Raw genomic sequence first — 2,903 nt, forward strand, 5'->3', positions numbered from 1 at the left:
GGACCTGCTGGCGTTGGTCCGGATCGACCGGGCCTCGGTGTGGCGGGCCGTGCCGATGCGGCGCGGCCTGATGGTCCTCGCCGTCGGCCCCGGGCTGGTCGCCCTGGCCGGCAACCTCGAGTGGACCATGATGACGATCCTGCCCGGGCTGGTCGCCTCCGGCGCGGCGCTGCTCTTCGGCGTCAACGCGTGGTGCCTCGACGGCCGCGGGACGCTGTGGCGTGAGAGCGTCCCGGCCCACCCCGAGACGGTGTTCGCCGCACGCGCCGCGGTGCTCACCGAGTGGCTGCTGGTCGCCTCCGGCATCACCGTGGTGCTCGGCTCGCTGCGCGCGGGGCTGCCCGAGCCGCACGAGCTCGCCGCCCTGCTGTGCACGTGGGTGGTGGTCACCGTGCAGGTGGTGGGCGCCTCGCTGCGCTGGTCCCACGCCAGCCCGTTCTCGGTCGACCTCCGCTCGGCCCGTGCGACCCCGGCCCCGCCGATGCTGATGGTCGCCTACTCCGCCCGGCTCGCCGTGAGCACCACGCTGACCGGCATGGTGTTCTCGCTGATGGCCCGGCTGCCTGCCTGGAACCTCTCGGTCGCCCTGGCCATCCCGTTCCTGGCCTGGTCGCTGGTGCGGCTGTTCTGGGTCCGCCGCGACTGGCTGGACCCCGTGCAGCGGGCCCGCGTCGTGGTGACCGTGGCGGCCTGACCCCCCGCGCCTGCGGGAGGGCCCCGCGGCTAGGGTCGGGCCATGGATGACAGCGGCCGACGCGTGCTGATCACCGGTGCGGCCTCCGGTCTGGGCGCCGCTCTGACCCGGGCGTTCCGGGACCGCGGGGACGACGTGCTCGCCACCGACCGGACGGTGACCGGGCCGGAGCCGGTCGACCTGGCCCTGGACGTCACCTCGGACACCGACTGGGCGGCCGCCCTGGTCGAGGTGGAGCGGCGCTGGGGCGGGCTGGACGTGCTCGTCAACAACGCCGGGGTCGCCGGCGGCGGCCGGCTGGACGTCGCCACCCTCGAGGAGTGGCGCTGGCTCACCGAGATCAACCTCTTCGGCGTCGTGCGCGGGCTGCGCACCTTCGTGCCCCTGCTCAAGCGGCAGGGCTCCGGGCTGGTGGTCAACATCGCCTCACTGGCCGGGTTGGTGCACCCGGCCGGGATGGCCTCCTACAACGCCGTGAAGGCCGGGGTCGTGGCGCTCACCGAGACCGCCGGCCACGAGCTGGCCGGGTACGGCGTCCGCGTCGCCGTGGTCTGCCCGTCGTACTTCCGCACCAACCTGGTCGAGTCGATGACCGGGTCGGACCAGCTGGTCGGGGAGGTGATCGGCCGGCTGGTGGCGGCCTCCAGCCTGACCGCCGACGACATCGCGCGGGCGGTGCTCGAGGGGCTGGACGCGGGCGAGGAGCTGATCGTCCCCGACGAGCCTGCGCGCGCGGCCTGGGAGCTGAAGAACCGGGACCGGGCGGCGTACGACGCCGTCATGCGGGCGCAGGCCGCGAAGCTGCAGGAGGTCTGAGATGACGCAGGCGAAGGACGCCGGCAACCCGGCCGCCGAGGTCCGCAAGGAGGACGCCTTCGCGGTGCAGGCGGTGGCCGCCTGGCTGCGCGAGCACGCGGCCGAGCCGTTCCGGGCCGACCTGGAGGGGGTGCCGGAGGTGCGCCAGTTCGCCGGTGGCGCCTCGAACCTCACCTACCTGCTGCGCTACCCCCGACGGGACCTGATCCTGCGGCGGCCGCCGGCCGGGGTGAAGGCCAAGAGCGCCCACGACATGCGTCGCGAGCACGACATCCAGGCGGCGCTCAAGCCGGTGTTCCCGCTGGTCCCGGCCATGGTCGGGTTCTGCGACGACCCCTCGGTGGTCGGCTCGGACTTCTACGTCATGGAGCGGCTGGAGGGAACCATCCTGCGGCGCGACCTGCCCTGGGACCTGACCGACGAGCAGGTCTCCACGCTGTGCGGCCGAGCGTGGGACGTGCTGATGGACCTGCACTCCGTCGACGTGGCGGCGGCGGGTCTCTCCGGGCTCGGCCGGGGGGAGGGGTACGTCGCCCGCCAGGTGGGCGGCTGGACCCACCGCTTCGAGCACGCCCGCACCGAGGACACCGGTGACTGGTCCGACATCACCGTGTGGCTCGACGCCCACCAGCCCCCCGACGTCGCGGCGCGGCTGATCCACAACGACTTCCGCTTCGACAACCTGGTCCTCTCGCCCGACGACCCGATGCGGGTCGTCGGCGTGCTGGACTGGGAGATGGCCACCGTGGGCGACCCGCTGATGGACCTCGGCGGGGCGCTGGCCTACTGGGTCGAGGCCGGGGACGACGACTACTTCCAGGGCTTCCGCCGGCAGCCCTCCTCCGCGCCCGGCATGTGGACGCGTGCCGAGATCGTCGAGCGCTACTGCGACCGGATGGGCTTCGCGATGACGCCCGAGCGGTGGCGGTTCTACGAGGTCTTCGGGCTGTTCCGGCTCGCAGTGATCGCGCAGCAGATCTGGTACCGCTACGCCCGCGGGCAGACCACCAACCCGGCGTACGCCGTCTTCGGTCCGGCGGTCGGCTACCTGGAGACCCGCTGCCGGCACCTGGTGACCTCCTGATGGGGGTGCTGGTCCTGGTGCGGCACGGACAGGCCTCCTTCGGCGCCGACGACTACGACGTGCTGTCGCCCTCGGGCTGGCTGCAGTCGCGGGTGCTCGGCCGCTGGCTGGCCGAGCGCGACCTCCGCCCGGACGTGGTGCTGCACGGCCGGATGCGCCGGCAGCGGGAGACGGCGCAGGGACTGGCCGAGGCGGCCGGCTGGGCGCTCACCCCCGAGGAGGACCCCGGGTGGGACGAGTTCGACCACCTCGGGGTGGTCGCCGCCTACGCCGCGCCCGACGCGGTCCCCGCCGGTGGGTCCGGCGGCC

At 74.0% G+C, this 2,903-nt stretch carries 4 protein-coding genes; all 4 read left to right on the forward strand.

What is annotated here, in order from left to right:
- Positions 1–694 (forward strand): hypothetical protein (locus PLP61_RS16180; RefSeq protein WP_324503794.1); only part of this gene is annotated, 694 nt, incomplete at its 5' end.
- 42 nt (positions 695–736) lie between these two features.
- A complete protein-coding gene (locus PLP61_RS16185) occupies positions 737–1,510 on the forward strand; it encodes an SDR family NAD(P)-dependent oxidoreductase (protein WP_324503795.1) in 774 nt (257 codons plus the stop codon).
- 1 nt (position 1,511) lies between these two features.
- Complete coding sequence (locus tag PLP61_RS16190; RefSeq protein ID WP_324503796.1) at positions 1,512–2,594, forward strand: phosphotransferase family protein; 1,083 nt, start codon at positions 1,512–1,514, stop codon at positions 2,592–2,594.
- Positions 2,594–2,903: histidine phosphatase family protein (locus PLP61_RS16195; RefSeq protein ID WP_324503797.1), on the forward strand; the 310-nt coding region annotated here is incomplete at its 3' end. The genes PLP61_RS16190 and PLP61_RS16195, both read left to right, overlap by 1 nt.

It is taken from the genome of Nocardioides sp. (assembly GCF_035429765.1).
GTDB lineage: Bacteria > Actinomycetota > Actinomycetes > Propionibacteriales > Nocardioidaceae > Nocardioides.

Coding starts and splice junctions, on each gene's coding strand:
- PLP61_RS16185 (WP_324503795.1), top strand. CDS start 737: ATGGATGACAGCGGCCGACGCGTGCTGATCACCGGTGCGGCCTCCGGT.
- PLP61_RS16190 (WP_324503796.1), top strand. CDS start 1,512: ATGACGCAGGCGAAGGACGCCGGCAACCCGGCCGCCGAGGTCCGCAAG.